15 protein-coding genes are annotated in these 19,769 nt (G+C 59.4%); 5 read left to right on the forward strand and 10 right to left on the reverse strand.

What is annotated here, in order from left to right:
- Nucleotides 1–101: 101 nt before the first annotated feature.
- The 6 genes from WA845_RS11360 to WA845_RS11385 form a co-directional block, all read right to left on the reverse strand.
- A complete protein-coding gene (locus tag WA845_RS11360; protein ID WP_337322330.1) occupies nt 102–2,468 on the reverse strand; it encodes a molybdopterin guanine dinucleotide-containing S/N-oxide reductase in 2,367 nt (788 codons plus the stop codon).
- A gap of 38 nt (nt 2,469–2,506) precedes the next feature.
- A complete protein-coding gene (locus tag WA845_RS11365; RefSeq protein WP_112553761.1) occupies nt 2,507–3,883 on the reverse strand; it encodes an FAD-linked oxidase C-terminal domain-containing protein in 1,377 nt (458 codons plus the stop codon).
- A 96-nt stretch (nt 3,884–3,979) separates the two neighbouring features.
- Entirely contained in the window at nt 3,980–4,582 is a 603-nt protein-coding gene (locus WA845_RS11370) for a 2-hydroxychromene-2-carboxylate isomerase (protein WP_112553763.1), read from the reverse strand.
- 12 nt (nt 4,583–4,594) lie between these two features.
- On the reverse strand, nt 4,595–5,167 hold the full coding sequence (locus WA845_RS11375; RefSeq protein ID WP_022562817.1) for a TetR/AcrR family transcriptional regulator: 573 nt from the start codon (nt 5,165–5,167) through the stop codon (nt 4,595–4,597).
- A gap of 51 nt (nt 5,168–5,218) precedes the next feature.
- Entirely contained in the window at nt 5,219–6,247 is a 1,029-nt protein-coding gene (locus WA845_RS11380) for a 2-dehydropantoate 2-reductase N-terminal domain-containing protein (protein WP_112553765.1), read from the reverse strand.
- A gap of 299 nt (nt 6,248–6,546) precedes the next feature.
- Nucleotides 6,547–7,389 (reverse strand): nitroreductase family protein, encoded by an 843-nt coding sequence (locus WA845_RS11385; RefSeq protein WP_112553767.1) that lies wholly within the window; start codon nt 7,387–7,389, stop codon nt 6,547–6,549.
- A gap of 398 nt (nt 7,390–7,787) precedes the next feature.
- Between WA845_RS11385 and WA845_RS11390 the strand changes: the two genes are divergently transcribed.
- From WA845_RS11390 to WA845_RS11410, 5 genes are all read left to right on the forward strand, one after another.
- Entirely contained in the window at nt 7,788–9,395 is a 1,608-nt protein-coding gene (locus tag WA845_RS11390) for an ABC transporter substrate-binding protein (protein WP_112553856.1), read from the forward strand.
- 41 nt (nt 9,396–9,436) lie between these two features.
- Nucleotides 9,437–10,528, forward strand: coding sequence for a rhodanese-like domain-containing protein (locus tag WA845_RS11395; RefSeq protein ID WP_112553769.1), 1,092 nt, complete (start codon nt 9,437–9,439; stop codon nt 10,526–10,528).
- A 46-nt stretch (nt 10,529–10,574) separates the two neighbouring features.
- Nucleotides 10,575–11,828 carry an acyl-CoA dehydrogenase family protein gene (locus WA845_RS11400; RefSeq protein WP_337322331.1) on the forward strand — a complete coding sequence of 418 codons (1,254 nt, stop codon included), beginning with the start codon at nt 10,575–10,577 and terminating at the stop codon, nt 11,826–11,828.
- 73 nt (nt 11,829–11,901) lie between these two features.
- Nucleotides 11,902–12,864: a PLP-dependent cysteine synthase family protein gene (locus tag WA845_RS11405; RefSeq protein WP_337322332.1), complete on the forward strand. Its 963-nt coding sequence runs from the start codon at nt 11,902–11,904 to the stop codon at nt 12,862–12,864.
- A gap of 281 nt (nt 12,865–13,145) precedes the next feature.
- A complete protein-coding gene (locus tag WA845_RS11410) occupies nt 13,146–14,741 on the forward strand; it encodes an ATP-binding cassette domain-containing protein (RefSeq protein ID WP_112553775.1) in 1,596 nt (531 codons plus the stop codon).
- 158 nt (nt 14,742–14,899) lie between these two features.
- Here the strand turns inward: WA845_RS11410 and WA845_RS11415 are convergent, their stop codons facing one another.
- From WA845_RS11415 to WA845_RS11430, 4 genes are all read right to left on the reverse strand, one after another.
- Nucleotides 14,900–15,655, reverse strand: a complete 756-nt coding sequence (locus WA845_RS11415; RefSeq protein WP_022562810.1) for an SDR family NAD(P)-dependent oxidoreductase — start codon at nt 15,653–15,655, stop codon at nt 14,900–14,902.
- Nucleotides 15,656–15,824: 169 nt separating this feature from the next.
- Nucleotides 15,825–16,763, reverse strand: coding sequence for a LysR family transcriptional regulator (locus WA845_RS11420; protein WP_112553858.1), 939 nt, complete (start codon nt 16,761–16,763; stop codon nt 15,825–15,827).
- 224 nt (nt 16,764–16,987) lie between these two features.
- Nucleotides 16,988–18,901: an alkaline phosphatase PhoX gene (locus WA845_RS11425; protein ID WP_112553776.1), complete on the reverse strand. Its 1,914-nt coding sequence runs from the start codon at nt 18,899–18,901 to the stop codon at nt 16,988–16,990.
- Nucleotides 18,902–19,029: 128 nt separating this feature from the next.
- Nucleotides 19,030–19,743 (reverse strand): 4'-phosphopantetheinyl transferase superfamily protein, encoded by a 714-nt coding sequence (locus tag WA845_RS11430; protein ID WP_112553778.1) that lies wholly within the window; start codon nt 19,741–19,743, stop codon nt 19,030–19,032.
- Nucleotides 19,744–19,769: the final 26 nt, after the last annotated feature.

A 19,769-nucleotide genomic window follows, 5' to 3' on the forward strand; every position in this document is an offset into this window, starting at 1 on the left:
AACCTAGCAGTCAGGCGTGGGGGAGAAAGACTGGTTATTCTTTTTCTATGGATTTAGTGAATTATTTTATCGTCATTTCGGCGGCTGTTTGGATTGGTGTTTCAGGGCCCCTTGGAATGCGGGGTTCCGGCGTGGAGTGACGACGGCTCGGCGTCTGGGCCGACCTGGTCTGGCGATACAAATCGCATGGCCTGGAAAATTGTCACGGGCGGCAGAGCCCCGGTGAAGCGCTCGATCTCCACCTTCGCGATCTGGCCGGTCGATGCCTGCGACAGTTTCGATGTGCCGATATCGCGGGTCAGAATATTTGGATTTCCGTGGATGCATATCGAGTTTTCGGCAGTTGGATCCTCTGGTTCGAACCAGGCGCCGGTAGCGAGCTGCATTACCCCCGGCATGACGTCTTCACTGAGAAGGGCGCCCGCCAGGCAGCTGCCGCGCTGATTAAAAAGCCTCACGACATCGCCGTCAGATATTCCACGGGCCGAGGCGTCGGCTGGATGGATACGGACGGGCTCCCTGTCCATGATCTTGGTGGAACGGCTGAAATCGCCATAATCCAGCTGACTGTGCAGGCGTTGATATGGTTGATTGCAGACGAGATGCAGCGGATAGAGTTGCGCATCGTCTGGAGTTTCCATTCTGGGTGGATACCAGCGCGGATGACCCTTGCAGTCATCATAACCGAAACCCTCGACGGTCCCGGAAAAAATCTCGATCTTTCCTGAGGGGGTCGCCAGCGGTTTCGTGGCGGGATTCTCAAGGAAAGCGCGCGCCGGTCCACCGTCGTCCGGCTTGACTGGAAGGGACAGTTCTCCGCGTTCCCAGAAGGTTTCAAAGTCCGGCGCCTCATGGCCCGACGCGGCAAGTGCCTGACGGGTCGTTTCGTATAGAAAGGCAAGCCATTCTCCGCTGCTGCGGTTTTCGGTGAAGGCCTCGAACCTGCCGAGTTCGCGGGCAATGCCGGCGAATATTTCGTAATCGTCGCGTGCTTCGGCGACGGGGGCGATCAGGCGCTTCATGGCGATCATCAGCGGATCGCGATCGGCGGCGCCGATGTCGTCACGCTCAAGCGTGGTCGTGGCGGGCAGCACGATATCGGCGTGTCTGGCGGTGGAGGTCCAGGCGGACTCGTGGACGATGATCGTTTCCGGCCGCCTGAAAGCGGCTCGCAACCGGTTGATATCCTGATGATGGTGAAATGGATTGCCGCCCGCCCAATAGACAAGCCGGATGTCAGGATAAAGAAGCGTGCGCCCGTTGTAATGGAACTCGGCGCCGGGATTGAGCAGCATATCGGAGATGCGTGCGCAGGGAATGTAGTCCGGCACAGGGTTTTTGAATTGCTGCAGCGTTGGCAGGGGAACGGCGAGCAGGTTCTTGCCGATATTGCCCAGCGCGCCAAGGGAATAAGAAAATCCGCCGCCGTCCGATCCGATCTGGCCGAGCATGGCGGCAAGCACAATGCCCATCCACACCGGCTGCTCTCCGTAATCGGCCCGCTGCAGCGAATGACTGACGGTGATCAGGGTTCTCGAACCGGCCATCCTGCGCGCCAGCTTGCGTATCGTGTCCGGCGCGATGTTGCAGATTTCGGCCGCCCATTCCGGGCTCTTGTGCTGGCCGTCCTCCCTGCCGAGAAGATAGTTTTCGAACCGGTCATATCCGACCGTATAACGCTCCAGAAACGTCCGGTCGTGCAGCCCTTCCGTAACGAGGACGTGCGCCAGCCCGAGCATCATCGCCACGTCGGTACCCGGGATGATGGGAAGCCACTCGGCATCCGCCTCAGCGAGGAAATCGTCTGCCAGAGGGCTGATGAATGTGAAATGCGCACCGCGAGCCTTCGCGCCGGCAAGTTTTTGCCGGACCGTGTGCGTACTGATCCCTCCGCCGTGGACATCGGCATTCTTGATCGCCATCCCGCCAAAGGCGAGCACCAACTCGCTGCTGCGTTCGATGGCATCCCAGGTCACGCTCTTTCGGTCGAAGCTGTCATAAGGGCCCAGGACATGGGGGATTATGACCATGGCCGCACCGGAACTATAGGTGTTGACCGACCGGACATATCCGCCGAGGACATTCAAGAAGCGGTGGATCTGGCTTTGCGCGTGATGAAAGCGACCGGCGCTGGACCAGCCATAGGAGCCGCCGAACACGGCGCTTGGACCGTGACTGTCGTAGACCCGCCTCAGTTCGTCGGCGACCAGTGTCGTCGCTTCGGCCCAGCTGACCTCGACATAGTCGTCAGCGCCCCGCCGCTGTGCATGGTCGGTTTCGCGCTCAAGCCACCCCCGCCGGACAGCGGGCCGTCGGATGCGGACGGGGCTGTCGGCGATCGCCGGAAGATTACCCAGTAGCGGAGATGGATGGGGGTCGCCGGAGTGAGGCTTTATCTCCAGTCGCCCATTTGTGAGCCGCCCGGAGAAGGCCCCCCAGTGAGAACTGTGAGTCTTGAAGGAATTCATCGTGTCGCCCCAGCGGTCGCGGATCGCAAAGTAACATTCTATCTCGGCAGGATTTTGCCGGGATTCATGATGCCGGCTGGATCGACTGCATGTTTGATGAGCGCCATAAGATCGACCGCGTCACCATGTTCTTCACGCAGGTAGGCGATCTTGCCGGTGCCCACGCCATGTTCGCCGGTCGAGGTGCCGCCGACCGAGAGGGCGTATTGCACCATCTTCTTGTTGATGGCCGCCACCTCGCCTAGCTCTTCCGCATTGCCGGGATCGACCGCGAAGACGACATGATAATTGCCATCGCCGACATGGCCGAGAATGGCAGCCGGTACGCTGCAATCCTGCAGGAGCTCGCGGGTCTTCAATATGCAGTTGCTGAGCTGCGAGACCGGAACACAGACATCCGAAGACCAGCCTTTGGCGTTTGGCCTTTGCGATACGACAGCATAAAACGCGTTGTGGCGCGCTTTCCAGAGGCGATTGCGTTCTTCGGGGGCGTTGGCCCACTCGAAATCCTTGCCGCCATGGTCTTCCACAATGGCGGACACCATATCGACCTGCTCCTGAACGCCGGCGGGCGAGCCGTGAAACTCGAAAGCCAATGTGTCCTCGATCTTCAGCTCCAGCCCGGAATAGGCATTGACGGCCGTGATCAGGCCACGGTCCATGAGCTCCATGCGGGCGACGGGAATGCCGAGTTGCACGACCTGAATGGCCGCCGCGACTGCCTGTTCGACGTTCTCGAAAGAGCAGAGCGCCGCCGAGATGGTTTCGGGTATTCCATAGAGGCGAAGGGTTATTTCGGTGATGATCCCCAGCGTTCCTTCCGAACCCACGAAAAGCCGCGTCAGGTCGTATCCGGCAGAAGACTTTCTGGCGCGACCGCCGGTTTTGATAACCTGGCCGGTCGGCAGCACCACGGTCAGGCCCAGTACGTTTTCACGCATTGTTCCGTAGCGGACGGCGTTGGTGCCGGAAGCGCGGGTTGCAGCCATGCCGCCAATCGAAGCGTTTGCGCCGGGATCGATGGGAAAGAACAGTCCCATGTCTCGCAGATATGTGTTCAACTGCTCCCGCGTTACCCCGGCCTCGACCGTACAATCCAGATCTTCACTGCCGATACGGGTGATTTTCGACATGCGTGAAAGGTCGATCGAGACCCCGCCATTGACGGCTGTCAGATGCCCTTCCAGCGAAGTGCCGGCGCCAAAAGCGATGACGGGCACGCTTTCCGCCGCACATAGCCGCACGATCTCGGACACTTCGGAGGTGGTTTCCGCGAAAGCGACCGCATCGGGAAAGGCGGCTGCGTGATGCGCCTCGCCGCGCCCGTGCTGCTCGCGCAGTGTCGGCGACGTTGAAAGACGCTCCCCGAGGAGGTCTCGCAGGGATCGGATGAGAGAAGGAGACAGGTCAGGCATAAAACATTCCGTGTAGGCGGGTCGCAAAACGCTGCGACAGACTTACAAACCTTGAGGGCGAGGCGCGCGGCCGGCGACGCCATCTGGCAGTGAACATCAGGCGGCCAGTTTTTCGCCCCTGAGATGACGCTCGAGGAACGGAAGGCTGTCCTGCCCCCAGTAGAGTTCATCCTGATAGCGATAGGTCGGAACCCCGAACACACCGGCGGCCCTGGCAGCTTCGAAGCTCGCCTTCTGTAAGACAGCAACCGCGTCGCTTTTGCCATGTTCATCGAGGGCTACAGCATCGAAGCCTGCAGCCGTCGCGATGGCCTGGCGGATGTCAGCATTGCCGATGTCTTCACGGCGGACCCAGAAAGCCTCCTGCAGTGCAACTGCAAGCTTCAGCCAGTCTTCACCGGTTTCGATTGCCGCCGCAACCATCAGGCCTGCCGGGGACGGATCCGAGAGCGCAGCGCGATTGTCGAAATTGAGCACTTTTCCGCGCAATGCCGCCCACCGCTTCAGATCCGTGATCCAGTAGGCGCGTCTGGCCTCCGGGCGATTTTTCGAGTAAATGCCACCGTTTTCCTCGATCAGCGGAATAAGGTGAGGGCGGATAGTGGCGCCCTGCTGTTTCGCCAGGGCGGCAAAGGGTTCAACACCAATGAAGGCCCAGGGTGAGCCGATGCTGAAGAAATAATCGATCGTCTTTGTCATTGTCTGCTGCTTTCAGTTCGGTTGATCGGTGGAGGCGGCGGCCGTGGCGAAAACGGAGAGAGCGCAGTCACGCGCGATCAGCACCGCCTTGGGGTCGCGTCCAACCGCGACGGTCGCCAGCGCCCCTTCGTAGAGAAGTGAGAGATGGGCGGCGGCGATCTCCACTGTGCTGCCGGCCCTCGCCAGGATAGCGGCGAACAGGTCCCTGACCTTCGCCTTATGGGTACGCGCAACGAACACGACCCGCTCGGATTCGCCATGTTCGGCAACCGCAAGAGCGAAGGCGCAGCCGCGAAAATCCGGGCTGTCGGCCTTTTCGTGGAGTTGCTCGAAAATCAGCCGGATCTGCTCCTTCGGAGCCATGTCCGCATCCACGACGTTCTGAAGCGCGTGGATCACCCGCTCATGACGCGCTTCCAGATAGGCTGCAACAAGATGATCCTTCGAAGGGAAATGCCGGTAGAGCGTCGCCTTCGCGACATTCGCTTCCTCGATGATCCGATCGATGCCGACAGCCCGGATGCCTTCGCGATAGAAGAGCGTGCCGGCGGCGGTGAGTATATGGTCTGATATGGCTTCTCTCATTATATCGTTTCACACTGTCGTTTGATAAATCGCACTGCTTGAGGCCGCCGGTCACGAAGGGCTGGCGGGATTGGGCTGCGCCGGCCGGTCCGGGCCGGCGATGAGCGACGTGATTGCATCGAGCGGCAGCGGCTTTAAAAACCCGCCCTGTTGCGCCAGTTTGCCGGCCAGCGTCTGAACAGCGTCGTTATACGGCGTTGGCACATTGTGAAGCCGGCCGAGCAACACGATCTCTCCGTTGAGGAAATCCACCTCACTTGAGGCTCCGCGCCTGAAACTCTGCCACGTCGATTGCTGGCCCGGGTGAATGCCGCTGTTCGGCGCTACTCGCCAGTTCGAGATGTCTACGGTTCGCTCGGAGGGCGAGGCGAGGGTGTAACCTGCCGCGTCGAGCACATGGCGGGCTTCATCCACCAGCGCCGCGCTGATCTTGTCGTTCAGATCGGCCGGGCCGTCGAACAGTTCGAGGACGTTGCGAACGTTGTGAAGGAGCTTTGCTGCTTTCCAGCGGCGGATATCGTCGCTTGCCTCGGCAAGATATCCCGCCCTGTTGAGGTCTGCCGTGAACTGCGTCGTCACGTCATCCTGTCCGAGCGGAAAACGCCCGACCGTCACGATGCCCAGTTGCGGCTCGCCGCCAACCACCACCTTTCCGGTTTCTGTGAACCGCGCCGGTGTCAGAATGCTTGCGCCATACACCCTGGAGAATGTTCTCAGGGCATTGGCTTCAGTCGCCAGTCCATTTTGAAAAGTCACTATAGGCAGCTGTGCAGCCGCCGGTGCCGGCGTGTTGGAGACGTTCTGCCAGGACCAGAAGGCGAGTGCGCTTATGGCATCCTGAGCCTTCACGGTGAGCAGGAGGATGTCATCCCGTCTCAATTCCGGAAGATCCGTCAGGTCGAAGACCTTCAGATCGATCTGCCGCGTCTGTGCGGGTCGTTGAAAGGTGAGGCCATGCTGCCTGATATGGCTTATCTGGGCTCCCCGCCCGAAAAGTGCATAATCAATGCCGGAAAGTGCAAACTGTGCTGCAAGGCTCGCGCCCACCGCGCCGGCGCCAATGATAACATAACGTGGCATCTGTCGTTTCTCGTCCTGTCTTTTTACGCTCCGGATTTACGGAGATATTGGTGTGGTGATTGGTTCGGCGGTTTCGGCGGCGGTTGAGGACGGTGGCAGGATGCGTTCAGGAGCATTCTGAACGGATCGTAAGGCCTTCGAGCGGGGCAAAGGAAGACCGGTCATTCTATATCTACTAATTTTATAGAAAATAAGTTCCCGAAACCGGTGATTTCGGGAGAGATTGCGCCGCCCGGGCCCGCGCCTCGTATTGCCGGGGCAAGGGCGCGCCTTCGTTATACCGTCAGCCGCAATTGAATTTATTTGATAGCGAAACCGAGGCGACGCAGCGTCCGGCTCAGTTCCGCACGGCCCTTCAGCGCGGCGGCGTTCTCCACACGCTGGGCAATGGGCCCTGTCCAGCCATTTTGGGGCAGGCCCTGTTTTTCCTGAAACACCTTTAATACCTCATCATAAGAATTGAGGTCATCGTGGGCGGGTTCCGAATAGGTTTCATGAAACAGAATGGATGATTGTGACAAGCGCGGTTTGACATCTGTTTTTACCGCCGGGTCAGGATAGCCGACCGTCAGGCCGAAGACGGCAACCGTCTCGGCAGGTAGGTTGAGTTCGCGGGCCACGTCCTCCGGCCTGTTGCGGATGCCGCCGACGTAGCAGGAGCCCAGGCCGACTGAATCAATTGCGGCTACAGCGTTCTGCGCTGCCAATGCAGCGTCGATGGCGCCGATCAGGAAGCTTTCCAGGTAATCCAGTCCTTCGCCCTCATTCCCCTGGCGTGAAGCGACCGTGCGCAGCCGCTTCAGGTCGATAAGCCAGATGAGGAAAAGGGGGGCATCCTTTATATGGGCGTTGCCGCCGGTGAAACCCGCCAGTCGTGCCTTGCGCTCCTTGTCCTGCACCGCAACCACACTCCACGCCTGAAGATTGGATGATGTGGGCGCTGATTGCGCGGCGGCGACCAGAAGCTCCAGGCTGCCCTCCGGCAGAGCTTTGGGCAGATAGGCGCGGGCGGTGCGATGGTTCAGCAAGGCGTCGATGGTGTCATTCCAGAAAGGCGGAGAAAAATCGGCCTGCGTTCCATAACGGGCCTCGACGCGCTGCTGTGGGATTTCCAGTTTGGTAATCGGACTGGGCGGGGTCATAGGATGAAACTCCATAATTGGGGGTGGAAGGGTCGGGCTCGAATGTGCGGATCAGAAAGGTGGCAAATTCCTGTGATTTGATATGGCCGGCCGAGGCATCTGCCGAGCAATGTCCTTCTCAATCGCGATTTTGAGATGAAACAACATTTCCACGGGAATGCTGAAACAAACGCCGGCGAGATTTCTTCGCATTCCACCATCTGCTCCGGATGCGCAACGAAGATCCCGATGGATGGGGCAATTCAGCGCGAGTTTTGGTGCCTGCTTGCGTAAGTATTGAAATATAATTCCGCAAGGAATGATTTCTTCGGCAAGGAGGAAGAATTTTATCCTTAGGAATGCGCTGCATTGCCCCGATGCTTTCGTCATCGAAACGACGTTTTCCAACGGGGATTTTCATGACGATCGGACGCCGGCAGTTCAATAAAATGCTTCTTTTGGCAACGGCAGGAACGGCCCTGCCTGGTTCGGTCTTCGCAGCGGGTGGCGATGCGAGCCGGCCCGTCTCCGGCGGCACGCTCAGGCTGCTTTATCGTGTCGATCCCGGCAACGCGCTTTTCGCCATCAACACATCGTCAGGCACGGGGCAGGCGATCGGCCCAAAGATTGTTGAAGGCCTCCTCACATTCGATTTCGACCTCAAGCCGCGGCCCTTGCTGGCAACGGAATGGTCCGTTTCCGATGACCATCTGCGTTATACGTTCAAACTCAGGCCAAATGTGAAATGGCATGACGGCAAAGATTTTACATCGGAAGACGTTGCCTTTTCGATCTTCCGCCTGAAAGAAGCGCATCCACGCGGCCGCATAACCTACCAGAACGTTCAGGCGGTGGAGACGCCGGATCCCCTCACTGCCATTATCGTTCTGTCCAAACCCGCACCGTTCCTGATTGCTGCGCAATCGAGTTCGGAATCGCCGATCGTGCCGAAGCATATTTTCGAAAAGCTGAAGCCCGCCGATGGCCAGACGCTGCAGACTGCTATTGGCACCGGCCCCTTCAAACTGACCGAATGGACGCCGGGGAGCCATCTGATCTTCGATCGAAATCCCGATTATTGGGATGCCGGCAAACCCTATCTTGATCGCATCATCCTGCGCATCATCACCGACCCGGCTGCGCGGGCAGTGGCGCTGGAGACGGGGGAAGTCGATCTTGGCGACAACCCCGTGCCGCTGGCGGATCTCGAACGGCTGAAGCAGAACCCCGATCTCGTTCTGGATACGAACACCTATGCCTATGCGGGTCCGCAGCAGCAGTTGTTCTTCAATTATGATAACGAAATCTTCCGCAAGAAAGATGTTCGCCTGGCCATTGCGAAGGCAATCAACCTCGACGAGATCGTCAATGTGGCGCTCTTCGGTTATGCGCAGATATCACCCAGCCCCGTCAGCACGGCCCTTCCCAACTGGTATGATGCTTCGGTCAAGCCATATGCCTACGACCCGAAAGAGGCGGAAAAGTTACTCGATGCGGCGGGATATCCGCGCAAGGAGGACGGCAAGCGTTTTCCAGTACGATTGACGTATAATTCCTATCTGACACCTGGCTATGCCGATGTTCTTCGCAGCCAGCTTGAAAAGATCGGCATTGCCGTTGAAATCCGCAAATACGACCTGCCAACCTATCTGAAAACTGTCTACACCGACCGCGCCTTTGATCTTGTGGTGGAATCCCTCTCCAATACCTTCGACCCGTCGCTCGGCATCCAGCGCGCCTACTGGAGCAAGAATTTCAAGATAGGGCTGCCCTTTTCCAATGCGGCAAACTACGCCAATCCAGAGGCGGATGCGCTTCTTGAAGCGGCCGCCATCGAACCGGATCCGAAGAAACGCTGGGTAACCTGGAGCAAGTTCCAGCATCTCATCCATGACGACGTCGCCTCCGTCGATCTCGTGGCGGCGGGAAGCCAGATCGTGGCGCACAAGCGGGTCAGGAACTATGTCACCGGCGGGCAGGGGCTGAACTGGAGTTTCGGCGATCTGTGGCTCGATCCGACCGCTTGAAACCCCGCATGAAAATTCCGGATTTGTCAGGAGAAAACCCAATGTCCGTATTTGCTGTAACAAAAGATCGTCTCATCGAATGGCTGCGGGATGGCAGGGAACTTGCGGTTCTGGATATCCGTGCCGCCGAGGACGTGGGGTATGCTTCACCGCTATTTGTCGCCAACCTTCCGGTTGACAGGCTGGAGGCGGAAATCGATCGCTTCATTCCTCGCCCCGTCGTGCGCACCGTGCTGGTGGATGATGGAAAAGGCAGCGCGGAGCAGGCAGCCGAACGGCTTGCCGCCAAGGGTTGGACCAACATTCATTTTCTGCGTGGCGGAATCCCGGCATGGATCGAAGGTGGCGTTGAGGCGTTGCCGACATTCGATATTCCTGGCGTTCCTTTCGTTCAGAAGGTGAGAAGCGAGAAAAACACGCCTGTGGTTTTTGCGCGTGAGCTCAAGGCGTGGCGGGACGCCGGAGAGGATGTTGTCATCCTCGATACGCGCACATTGCCGGAATATGAAAAGGCACATGTGCCCGGTGCGATCGGTGTGCCGGGTGCGGAACTCCTGCTGCGCTTTTCCGATCTCGTTCCCTCGCCAAAAACTAGGGTCGTCGTCTCCTGCGCGGGCCTGCCCCGCGCAATTCTCGGCGCGCAGACATTGATCGACGCCGGTGTCGAAAACGATGTCAGTTACCTGCATGATGGGACGCGCGGCTGGACGGATGATGGATTTGAGCTGGAAACAGGCCGCTCCCGAACATATTCGCATGTGAGCGCCGACGCGAAAGAGATCGCAGAGGCGCGATTGAAGGCCTTTTCCAGGGATGACGATCTGCTCTTCATCGACCGTCCGACTGCCGAGACATGGTTGAAGGACCCATCACGAACGACCTATTTCCTGGACGTGCGCACACCGGAAGAGTTCGAGACTTCCCATCTGCAGGGCTCAATTTCGTCGGAAGGCGGGCAGCTTCTCGGTGTCGCCTATCGAACGATCGCGGTGCGCGGTGCCCGGGTCATTCTGGTGGATGACCTGCTCGGCGCCCGCGCCAGGGTCGTGGCCCACTGGCTGAAACGCAGAGGGTTCGAAATCGCGCTCCATTTACACGACTTCGAACAGGGTGCCGAAGCGGCAGCCGCCTAGACCCGGCCGGGTGTTCGCCAGACTGCTCCACAGACAGGAATTTGCAATGACCAATGCCAGCCATGCCTGGGGTTCTGCGCCCAGCAAACGTTTTGACGCGATCGCCGAGGGGTTTCGGGGAATTTTTGCCGAAATTGGCGAAGATTCGATACGACACGATCTGGAACGCGAGCTTCGTTTCGATGACTATGAAGCTTTGAAAAAGGCCGGCTTTTCCAGATTGCGCCTGCCGGAGAAATTTGGCGGCCTGGGGCTGACGCTTCCCGAGCTTTTTGGCTTGATCATTGAACTCGCGCAGGCGGATCCCAACCTCACCAATGCTTACCGCAGCCATCTCGGCTTTACGGAGGATCTGCTGAATGCACCACCTTCGCCATGGCGGGATGCGTGGCTGGAGCGGATCGGACGTGGCGAAACCATTGGCAGCGGCTTTTCGGAAATCGGGGATGCCAAACTTGGAACCTATTCCACCCAGCTCACCCGGGATGGCGGCGGCTGGCGGCTGAATGGCGAGAAATATTATACGACCGGCTCGCTCTATGCCGACTGGATCACGCTTGGAGCCGTTGATGGTGATGGTGTACCGGTCGGTGCGCTTGTTCCCACAAAGGCTGAAGGCGTCGAGATCGTCAACGACTGGGATGGTTTCGGACAGGCGCTGACGGCAAGCGGCACGGCGCGTTTTACCGACGTGGCGATTTCCGAGGACCTCATCAAGCCAAGCGCACTTCGTTTCAGCTATTCTGGCGGCTTTTTCCAGCTCGTCCATCTCGCCTCGCTTGCCGGGATCGGCCGCTCGGCCGCATTGGAGATCGCCCGCCATGTTGCGGAGCGCAAACGCGTCTATCAACGCAGTAACGCCGCGCGTTTTTCTGAAGACCCACAGGTGCTTCAGGTCGTGGGGCGGATCAGGGGTGCGGCTTATAGCGCCGGCGCCATCGTGTTAAAGGCCGCAGAAGCCCTGCAGGCTGCCTATGATGCCAATCTCTCTGGAGACGAGGAGCATATTGCATCTGCGAACCGTGACGCGGAGCTGGAAGTCAGCCAGTCGGTTACTGTCGTCAGCAACCTTATCCTGGATGCGTCCACTGTCCTCTTCGATGCGCTTGGCGCCTCAGCCGCAAAACGCAGCCATGGTCTTGATCGTCACTGGCGAAACGCCCGCACGATAACCTCACACAATCCCCGTATCTATCACGACCGTATCGTTGGAGATTTCGCCGTGAACGGCGCCTCACCAGCGCCAAATGGAGGCGTGGGGATAGCACCGCAAACGCAGAAGGAAAAATCCGAAGCATGATCAAAAGATGCGGTCCGACGGGCGATACGCATTAGAGCCTGTTGTTCGGTATCCACGCAGCGCAAACAGGATAGTGAAATTGGGCAGGATTTATCGGGATTTTACAGAACTCGTCGGCAATACGCCGCTGGTGGAACTCGCCAGAATTCGGACGAAATACAATCTCCAATCGCGCATTCTCGCCAAGATCGAGTACCTCAATCCCGCAGGCAGTGTCAAAGACCGCACCGCCTGGTGCATCATACGTGAGGCTGAGAAGAGCGGCCGATTGAAGCCGGGCGATCTTCTTTTTGATTTGACCAGTGGTAATACAGGCATCGGAATTGCGGCGGTTGCCTCCGCACGCGGCTATCGCACGAAATTTTATCTTCGCAATACCATCAGCGAAGACAAGATCAACATCCTCAGGCAATTCGGCTCCGAGATCGAACTGATCGAAAATGAGGAGCTCTTCCAGCCGGATGCCATCCATCGCATCATCGACAGGATCAAAGCTGAAAATCCGGATGCATTTTATACCGGCCAGCGTTCCAATGATGCCAACCCGCAGGTTCATTTCGAGACGACCGGGCCGGAAATCTGGCGCGATACCGACGGTGACATCGATATCCTGGTCGCCACCGTTGGTACGGGCGGCACAGTGTCCGGTGCCGGACGTTTCCTGAAGGCGCAAAAACCGGAGATAAGGATCGTTGTTGCCGAGCCGACACCGCAGTCCGTTCCATCCCCCGAAAACCCCGGCGCTTCCACGATCGAAGGCGTCCACAAGGTGACCGAGGTGGAGGAAGGGACCTTGCCGGAGACCTACGACAAGAGCGTCGTGGATGAAGTCATTGCCGTTACCACCGAAGAGGCGCGGCGGGCAGCGCTTGCGGTGGCCAGAGAAGAGGGCTTCCTTGTGGGAACCTCATCCGGTGCAGCCATCTTTGCCGCGATCGAGCTTTCCCGCCGCGCGGAAAACAACGGCAAGACGATTGCGGTCGTGTTTCCGGATAGTGGCGAGCGCTATCTTTCGCTTTTTGATGCCCCTGACTGAAAAGTCTGCTCGCATGGTTCGCGGCCCCGGAGAAGTTTGAACTGTGCCCGTGAATGACCATGTCGGCGAAATCATTGCCCTCTGACGCCGGATGTGGAGCGAACACAAGACCGTCAGCCGCCGATGCTTGAAAAGAGCGCAGGCCGTTATTGAAGCGGCCTTGAATGTCCCATTTTCAAACGCTACATTCCATCGGTCCGCAGCAACAACAGGATGGTCGACAATGGATTTCAACCCGATAGCAACGCCACTTTGCCTTGCCATGCGGGAAAACCTTGTCCATGACCCACTTTATCACACTCTCCAATCTGTCCTGGTTCACGCCTGACGGTCGTTCGCTTTTCACCAATCTGAATATTGTATTCGGCCCGGAGCGTGTCGGGCTGGTCGGTCGTAACGGCGTCGGCAAGACGACGCTCTTGAAGCTGATCGCCGGCGAATTGACACCATCTTCGGGTTCTGTCTCTGCCCCATCGGGTATCCACATCCTGCGTCAAAGCGTCCAGGTGGCCGAAGATGAGACGATTGCCGATCTCTTTGGCGCGCGTGATGCGCTCGCTGTACTTGAACGGGCGCAGGCGGGTGGCGCGACGTTGGAGGAACTGGCCGATATTGATTGGATGCTTGAGACGAATATCGAGGCGGCACTCGCGCGCTTCGGCCTGTCCATGCCCGCGACGACACTGCTCGCCCGACTCTCCGGCGGGCAGCGCACCCGTGCAGCGCTTGCCGCTCAAATCTATCATGCACCGGAGTTCCTGATCCTCGACGAACCCACGAACAACCTCGATCGTGACGGTCGGACTGCAGTGATCGAACTTGTGAGCGGCTGGCGTCACGGCGCAATCATTGTCAGCCATGATCGTGAATTGCTCGAAACGGTCGACAGCATTGCTGAACTGACATCGCTCGGTATCAGCCGTTATGGCGGAAACTGGAACCACTACAGCGATCGCAAGGCACTGGAGCTTGACAATGCCAGGCATGAACTGGCCGAGGCCGAGAAGCGGCTCAGCGCCGTCGAGCGCAAGGCGCAGGAGACGGCCGAGCGGCAGGCTCGTCGCGATGGTGCAGGCAAAAGGAAGGCGGCGGAAGGAGGAATACCGAGAATTTCGGCCGGAGGGCGCGCCATGCGGGCGGAGCAGACAAGCGGTGACAACGCCGCCACGGCGCGCCGAATGACGGGGGAGGCCAAGGCAGACGTCGCAGAGGCGCGAGGTCGCATTGAGGTGCTTGAACCATTCATGCTGTCCATACCGTCCACCGGACTGGTGGCGTCAAAGACGGTTCTGCGGCTGGAAGACGTAACTGCGGGTTACGAACGCAATGCGCCTGTCCTGTCCGATCTGTCGCTTGCGATTGCAGGTCCGGAACGGATTGCGGTGGCGGGGCCGAACGGTTCGGGAAAGACGACGCTGCTTTCCGTCATCACCGGGTCTCTCGCGCCATTTTCTGGTTCGGTCCGAGTTGAGGTTGCTTGCGCGTTGCTGGACCAGAAGGTCAGCTTGCTGCGACCCGGGCTATCCATCCGGGACAATTTCATGCGTCTCAACCCGCGGTCCAGTGATAACGCCTGCAGGGCCGCTCTTGCCCGCTTCCTGTTTCGCGGCGACGCCGGTTTGCAGGATGTGCGGCATTTGTCTGGCGGCCAGATGCTGCGCGCCGGCCTTGCCTGCGTCCTTGGCAACCAGAAGCCGCCGCAGCTTCTCATACTCGATGAACCCACCAATCACCTCGATCTTGATTCCGTCGCGATCGTGGAGGCCGGCCTGAAAGCGTATGACGGCGCAATTCTGGTCGTCAGCCACGACGAGGCGTTTCTGGAGGGGATCGGCGTGTCCCGACGGTTTGAGCTTCATGGACGCCGTCAAACATGAGCAACGCCGCGCATTTTAGCGCGGCATTTGGTCATTCCAGAAGCCAGCTCGACGGTCTGAAGAACGTCCTGAGGCTCTCTGTGCAGACGATTGACGGCAGCACGCATCTTGATTTCTTGTTTCGAAACGGAGCGGCTACCCGCCACTGCGGTTCAGCGTTAAACCTGTGCCTGGCCGCCGTCCGCGAAGAGCTCGGCGCCGTTGACGAAGCTCGCATCATCGGAGGCGAGGAACAGCGTCGCCTTGGCGATTTCCTCGGCTTCGCCGACGCGACCGAGAGGGATGCGAGAGGCGAGATAGTCGAGCAGGCCCTGCTGCTGTTCCTTGTCGTCGCCTGCAAGTTCGACGAGGCCTGGTGTGCGCGTGGCGCCGGGCGAGATGACGTTGACGCGGATGCCCGTGCCCTTGAGGTCGAGAGCCCAGGAACGAGCCAGGTTGCGCACCGCGGCCTTGGAAGCGGAATAGACGGAAAAGGCAGCCGTGCCTTCGGTGCCGGCAGTCGAACCCGTCAGCACGATGGACGAGCCCTTGCCCATCAGCGGAAGTGCCGCCTGCACGGTCAGGATCACAGCTTTCACGTTGCGGCCAAAGGTGTCGTCAATCTGCTCCTCGGTGATCTGGCCGAGCGGCAGCATGGTGCCGCCACCTGCATTGACGATGAGGGCGTCAAGGCGGCCCTGTTCCGCCTTCACCTGGGCGAACAGCTTGTCGAGGTCAGCGTTGCTTGAGGAGTCCGCCTGTACGCCGACCGCGCCCTGTCCTATTTCTGCCACCGCCTCGTCCAGAGCGGCCTTGCGGCGGCCTGTGATATAGACGCGTGCGCCTTCGGCAGCGAACAACTTGGCCGTCGAAAGACCGATGCCGCTGGTTGCTCCGGTGATGACGGCGATCTTGTTTTGAAGCCTGTTGGCCATGTTAACTCTCCTGATGCTTGGGCGCGCGAAATGGTTCAGCCCGAATGCACGGCCTGTTGAAGTTCTGAATTTGCTCGGGATGTGGCGCTGGCCATTGGCCTCGTCACCGTCCGATGAGGAGAAGTTAGTTCGTCAGCCCGGTGGAGAGAAGCCGCTCAGGATGGAGACATTATCCATCTGGATGGATAGTCGCCGTCACATCGCGCCGTGCGTCGACCGCTTCGAACACCTTCGCTGCCCATTCCGTGAAGGCGCGTAGCCGCGGATTTGGGAAACGATCAGCGGGATAGACGAGATGAAGGGGATGATTGTCCGGCTTCCAGTCGGGCAGAAGTTCAACCAGCGCCCCGCTCTTGAAATGGGGCCGCGCGAGAAATCCGAAGCTTTGGCCAATTCCCAGTCCCGACAGCAGCGCGTTCAGATGCGCGGTACTCTCGTTGACGGAAACGCCGCCAGAGGCCGGGAGATACTCGCTTCGCTCTTCGCCGCGCTGAAAACGCAATGGAAATCTCTTTCCAGATGACGCGGAGAAGTAGGAGACGATCCGATGCTTCTCGATATCGTCAGGTCGCTCCGGCAACTGCAGACCAGCCAGATAGGTGGGCGATGCGCAAATGACGTAGTCCAGCTCGCACAGCTTCCGCGCCTTCATCGATGAGTCACCCAGCGCCCCGCCGCGAATGACGCAGTCGATACCCTCACTGACGAGATCGGCGGGGCGATCGCTGACACCGAGCATGAGATCGATTTCCGGATAATGGCGCTGAAAATCCGAAAGTGCCGGGATGAGGATCCGGTTTGCCAGCACAGATCCGATGTCGACGCGCAGCTTTCCTTTGGGTGTGCTGCGGGAGCCGGCAACAGTGCCGTCCATGTCATCGAGATCGGCGAGGAGCTTCAGCGCGCGTTCGTGATAGGCGACGCCCTCCGTGGTCATCGTGACCGACCGCGTGGTGCGCTCCACGAGCTTTGTTTTGAGATGTGCCTCGAGATCCTGCACCAGCTTGCTGACTGAGGACCGAGGAAGGTTCAGCATATCCGCCGCCTTGGCGAAGGACCCGGCTTCGGCGACGCGGACAAATGTTCGAATGGCGAGTATCTGATCCAAGAGAGGCCCAACAAGCAGGTGGAGATAATCTACATCTACACCTGGCCGGCGAGCCCTGCCATGCAGGTTCTTGCGAAAGGTGGATAAATCTGCGCCATACGACGATATCCGAACGTCCATCACGAACACAGGCAAAACGCCGCGTGTCCTTTCGGGCACGCGGCGATTTATCGTGAAACCGGATGGCAATTCCCTCGCGATCCGGTTCCGTTCATGCCTGTGCGTCAGCCGATCTTCACATTGTCGTCGCGCTTGATGGCGATGACGGTCGAGCGGGGCAGCTTGCCTTCACCGTCCGGGAAGGGGGCGTCGGGGTGCTGGATGCCGACGAAGTGGGTGCGCTTGTCGGCGGACCAGGTCTGGCCGGTGACTTCGGAACCCTTCGGCGCAGTCAGGAAGCGCTCAATGCGGCCAGTGGCCGGGTCGCCCGCCAGCATCTGGTTGTTGCCCTGGCCGGCGAAGTTGCCTTCATTGGTGTCCTCGCCATCGGTCTGGATCCAGAGCAGGCCGGTCGAGTCGAACATCATGCCGTCAGGCGAATTGAACATGTTGCCTTCGTTGATGTTCGGGGAGCCGGCATAGGCGTCCTTGTGGACGGCGGGGTTACCGGCCATGCAGAACAGGTCCCACTTGAACTTGCCGTCCGCATGGTCATCATTTTCCGGATACCAGCGCACGATCTGGCCGTATTCGTTCTTCTCGCGCGGGTTGGCGGCATTGATCGCCATGGCGTCGCCGCCGGCATTGGCGCGCAGCTTGCCGTCCTTCATTTCGCCGCGGCGGCTGTTGTTGGTCAGCGCGCAATAGGCTTCGATGGCGACGGGGTTGATGGCGACCCATTCCGGGCGGTCCATGGTCGTCGCGCCCACCTTGGAAGCGGCCTGGCGGGTGAAGACGCAGATTTCGTCGATCTTCATGCCCGTGGTTTCCGGCGTCAGGGCAAGCCACTCGCCGGCACCGTCATCGGAGAACTTCGCGACGTAAAGCGTGCCTTCGTCCAGCAGCTTGGAGGTGTCGCCGCCCGGCACGTAGATGCCGCTGGAGACGAATTTGTAGAGGAACTCGCCGCGCTCGTCGTCACCCATGTAAACGACGACACGGCCGTCACGGGCGATCACCACGGCGGCGTTTTCATGCTTGATGCGGCCAAGCGCGGTGCGCTTGATCGGCGTGGACTTGGCGTCCGAGGGATCGATCTCGACCACGTAACCGGCGCGGCGTGGTTCATTGGGGTTCTTGGCAACGTCGAAACGGGCGTCGAACTTCTCATAGGCGTAGCGGGTCTCGGCGACGATGCCGTAACGCTTGTAATCGTCAGGCAGCTTGAAGGCGGCGTCGGTGGTGCCGAAATAGCCGTTGAAGTTCTCTTCGCAGGTGAGGTAGGTGCCCCAGGGCGTGCGGCCTGCGCCGCAATTGTTGAAGGTGCCGAGACAGTCGACACCCTTGGGGTCGGCGGCGGTCTTGACGAGATCGGAGCCTGCGGCCGGGCCGGAAAGCTTCATCGGCGTGTTGTGGTGGATACGGCGGTTGAAAGGGCTGTCGAGAACGATTTTCCAGCCGTCCTTGTCTTCCGCGACTTCCATGACGGTGACGCCCTGCATGTTCTGCAGGATCTTCACGTCGTCGGCCGTCTTCGGGTTGCCTTTTTCGGCGTGCGGCAGGTTGGTTTCCGGGTTCACATATTCATGATTGACGGCGATCAGCTGGTGGTTGCCCACCACGAAGAGTTCCATGCCGTCGGTATTTTCGCCGAAGACCTTGTCGGAATTTTCAACGCTGGCGCCCTTTGCGGGGTCGAGATCAGGAACGTTGGAGAACAGCGGCTGGCCCCATTTCGCCAGCGGCTTCCAGTTATAGCCTTCCGGCACATGGATGGTGTGGTCTGTGGCGGCGGCAACCGGCTTGAAGGGGAAACGGCCGACGGCGGCTTCCTGCGCTTCGGCCGAGGTGCTGCTCATCAGGTTGCCGAGCGTGCCCATGGCGGCTGCGGCCGAACCGAAGGCGAGCACGCCGCCCAGAAAGCCGCGGCGGGAAATCGCGGTTTCGACCACGCGGTCGAAATCGGTTTCGGCCGGCGGCGGGTTCTGCAGTTCGTCCCACTCGTCCCAGGACAATTTGCTCGTATCGATGTCGGTCATATCGTGTCTCCACCGTTCAATGTTTGGAATCATTCCACAGGCTGCGTACCTTCCGAGTGTTTCACTCGGATGACGGGAAGACAGGTTTAAAATATGATTGTCGCGGTTATGAATCTGCTGTTTTTCCCTCAATGCGGGATAAGCACGCGGGTGAGGAGCTGGCCCTCGAAGCGGCAGAAACGGAAAGGAACCTCCGTTCCGCACCGCCATTCCTCGCTGAGTTCAGCCGTCAGGCACAAGGATCCCGAGCCATTTGCGTCCAGGCGGGATAATTCGGCCGCCTCGAAAAAGAACAGCTTTTCCACCATGGGATACAGCGCCTTGAACAGGCTTTCCTTGGCTGAGAAAATCAAGCCGGTGATGACGGGATCGATAATGTTGCCGAGGTTGTAGCGCTCATTTGCGGTCAGGAGTTGTGGGGCGATATCGCGGGCCTCCTCCTCTGTCAGCAGTTTTTCGATATCGACGCCGATAGCGCGAAACTGTCGACAGCAGCCTACAAGCGCAATCGCCGTGCCCTGGCTGTGGGAAATTGCGCCAATCACCCCTTCAGGCCAGAGAGGCGCACGGTCCTCGCCCATACCGGGAAAGATGGAACGGCCGGTCAGGCGGCGGATGGCTTCCGCAGCGCATCTGCGCCCCGCGATGAATTCCGCCTTGCGTCTTTGCGTGGCGCTTGAAAGCTGCGGCGGCAAGGGAGGGACCTCGCCGCCGCAGCCCTCATCGGCGCTGAAACGAAGGGTAAGGCAATGGCAGCCGCATATGTCGTCCGGCCAAGGCCAGATGGCCTCGGGTGGATCGCCGGAGATGGCGTCGTGATCAAACGCCGTTACAACGTCCATGTCCCTTACTCTCAATCCAACGGCTC

It is taken from the genome of Agrobacterium sp. CMT1 (genome assembly GCF_037203725.1).
In the GTDB taxonomy this organism is placed as follows: domain Bacteria; phylum Pseudomonadota; class Alphaproteobacteria; order Rhizobiales; family Rhizobiaceae; genus Agrobacterium; species Agrobacterium pusense.

Bases quoted from the DNA above. Each gene is read 5' to 3' on its own strand.
- WA845_RS11360 (WP_337322330.1), bottom strand. From the start codon at position 2,468: ATGAATTCCTTCAAGACTCACAGTTCTCACTGGGGGGCCTTCTCCGGG.
- WA845_RS11365 (WP_112553761.1), bottom strand. From the start codon at position 3,883: ATGCCTGACCTGTCTCCTTCTCTCATCCGATCCCTGCGAGACCTCCTC.
- WA845_RS11370 (WP_112553763.1), bottom strand. From the start codon at position 4,582: ATGACAAAGACGATCGATTATTTCTTCAGCATCGGCTCACCCTGGGCC.
- WA845_RS11375 (WP_022562817.1), bottom strand. From the start codon at position 5,167: ATGAGAGAAGCCATATCAGACCATATACTCACCGCCGCCGGCACGCTC.
- WA845_RS11380 (WP_112553765.1), bottom strand. From the start codon at position 6,247: ATGCCACGTTATGTTATCATTGGCGCCGGCGCGGTGGGCGCGAGCCTT.
- WA845_RS11385 (WP_112553767.1), bottom strand. From the start codon at position 7,389: ATGACCCCGCCCAGTCCGATTACCAAACTGGAAATCCCACAGCAGCGC.
- WA845_RS11390 (WP_112553856.1), top strand. From the start codon at position 7,788: ATGACGATCGGACGCCGGCAGTTCAATAAAATGCTTCTTTTGGCAACG.
- WA845_RS11395 (WP_112553769.1), top strand. From the start codon at position 9,437: ATGTCCGTATTTGCTGTAACAAAAGATCGTCTCATCGAATGGCTGCGG.
- WA845_RS11400 (WP_337322331.1), top strand. From the start codon at position 10,575: ATGACCAATGCCAGCCATGCCTGGGGTTCTGCGCCCAGCAAACGTTTT.
- WA845_RS11410 (WP_112553775.1), top strand. From the start codon at position 13,146: ATGACCCACTTTATCACACTCTCCAATCTGTCCTGGTTCACGCCTGAC.
- WA845_RS11415 (WP_022562810.1), bottom strand. From the start codon at position 15,655: ATGGCCAACAGGCTTCAAAACAAGATCGCCGTCATCACCGGAGCAACC.
- WA845_RS11425 (WP_112553776.1), bottom strand. From the start codon at position 18,901: ATGACCGACATCGATACGAGCAAATTGTCCTGGGACGAGTGGGACGAA.
- WA845_RS11430 (WP_112553778.1), bottom strand. From the start codon at position 19,743: ATGGACGTTGTAACGGCGTTTGATCACGACGCCATCTCCGGCGATCCA.